Origin of the sequence: Acidovorax sp. HMWF018 (assembly GCF_003061035.1) — a bacterium.
GTDB lineage: Bacteria > Pseudomonadota > Gammaproteobacteria > Burkholderiales > Burkholderiaceae_C > Acidovorax > Acidovorax delafieldii.
Window position 1 is genome coordinate 1 of record NZ_QAIM01000617.1, and the last position, 1,808, is coordinate 1,808.

The 1,808-nt window shown below is 67.4% G+C and carries 2 protein-coding genes; both read left to right on the forward strand.

The window, feature by feature from the left end:
- The coding region (locus DBR23_RS26200; protein WP_199227808.1) for a S1C family serine protease at window positions 1–768 on the forward strand (768 nt) is incomplete at its 5' end.
- Between the two features lie 44 nt (window positions 769–812).
- On the forward strand, window positions 813–1,808 hold a 996-nt coding region (locus DBR23_RS26205; protein WP_108500053.1), incomplete at its 3' end, for a MoxR family ATPase.

Sequence of the window (1,808 nt, forward strand, 5' to 3'; positions counted from 1 at the left end):
GCCCTGTGGACCATCGTGGTGCTGTTGGCCGCCTTGCTGGTAGCCAGCGCCTGGCACAACACCCGCAGCCCCGCCCGCAAGATCACCCAGGACGACATCGACGCCGCGGTGCTGCGCACGCTGGAGACCACCACCCCGCCCTCTGCCGCCGCGCGGGCTGTGGAGAGCATCGGCCCCTCGGTGGTGCGCGTGGTGGGCTACGGGCGCAGCAAGAACGGCAAGGAAGAGGTCGAGCGCGGCATCGGCACGGGCGTGGTCATCGTGGACAAAGGCGTCATCCTGACCAACCTGCATGTGGTGGCGGGCTCAGACCGCATCGGCATCACCTTCCACGACGGACTGGAAACCACGGCCAGCATCACCGGCGTGCAACCCGAAAACGACCTGGCTGTGCTGCAGGCCCACAAGGTGCCCGACGACCTGGAAGCCGCCACCCTGCGGTCCACCCAGAACCTGCGTCCAGGCGACCATGTGGTGGCCGTCGGCTTTCCTTTTGGTATCGGCCCCTCGGCCTCGGCGGGCGTGGTGTCGGGCCTGCAGCGCGAATTCACGTCGCCCGAGGGCAAGCGCCAGCTCAGCAATCTGATCCAGTTCGACGCAGCGGCCAACCCTGGCAACTCTGGCGGCCCGCTGGTGACGATGGACGGCGAGGTGGTGGGCATCGTCACCGCCATCCTCAACCCCACCCAGGCGCGCACCTTCATCGGCATCGGCTTCGCGGTGCCCATCGAAAACGCGGCGTCCGCCGTGGGCATGCCGCCGTTCTGACCGCACACCACCCCACCATTCCACTCGTCATCGCAAGGAGCCCCATGTCATCCAGCACGTCGCCCAATGCATCGAACGCCGCCACCGCCACGCTGATGGAACAGGTGCTCTACGAGGTCAAACGCGTGGTGGTCGGGCAAGACCGCTTTCTGGAGCGCGTCATGGTCGCCATACTGGCCCAGGGCCACCTGCTGGTCGAGGGCGTGCCGGGCCTGGCCAAGACGCTGACGGTGAAAACACTCGCCAGCACCATCCAGGGCAGCTTCAAGCGCATCCAGTTCACGCCCGACCTGGTGCCCGCCGACCTGGTGGGCACGCGCATGTACAACCAAAAAACCGGCGAGTTCAGCACCACGCTGGGCCCGGTCTTTACCCACCTGCTGCTGGCCGACGAAATCAACCGCGCGCCCGCCAAGGTGCAGAGCGCGCTGCTGGAGGTGATGCAGGAGCGCCAGGTGACCATTGCGGGCGAAACCCACAAGGTGCCCGAGCCCTTCCTGGTGATGGCCACCCAGAACCCCATCGAGACCGAAGGCACCTACGCGCTGCCCGAGGCGCAGGTGGACCGCTTCATGATGAAGGTGCTGCTGGGCTACCCCACCGAGGAAGAAGAATTCGTGATCGCCCAGCGCGCGCTCGATGTGCCCGTGCAGGTGCTGCCTGTGGCCACCACGGCGCAGCTGGCGGCATTGCAGGCCGAATGCCGCACGGTGTATGTAGATCCGTCGATGCTGCAGTACGCCGTAAAGCTGGTGGCGGCCACGCGCGAGCCTGCACGCCATGGCCTGAAAGACCTGGTCGGCTACATCAGCTGCGGCGCCAGCCCGCGCGCCACCATTGCCCTGGCCGAGGGCGCGCAGGCCCTGGCCATGCTGCGCGGTCGCAACTATGTGCTGCCCGAAGACATGGTGGACCTGGCCGCCGACGTGCTGCGCCACCGCGTGGCGCTGTCGTACGAGGCGCTGTCTGAAGGGCTGGATGCCGACGCGCTCATCCAGCGCATCATGGCCAAGATCCCGGCACCGGCGCGCCCCTTGCAC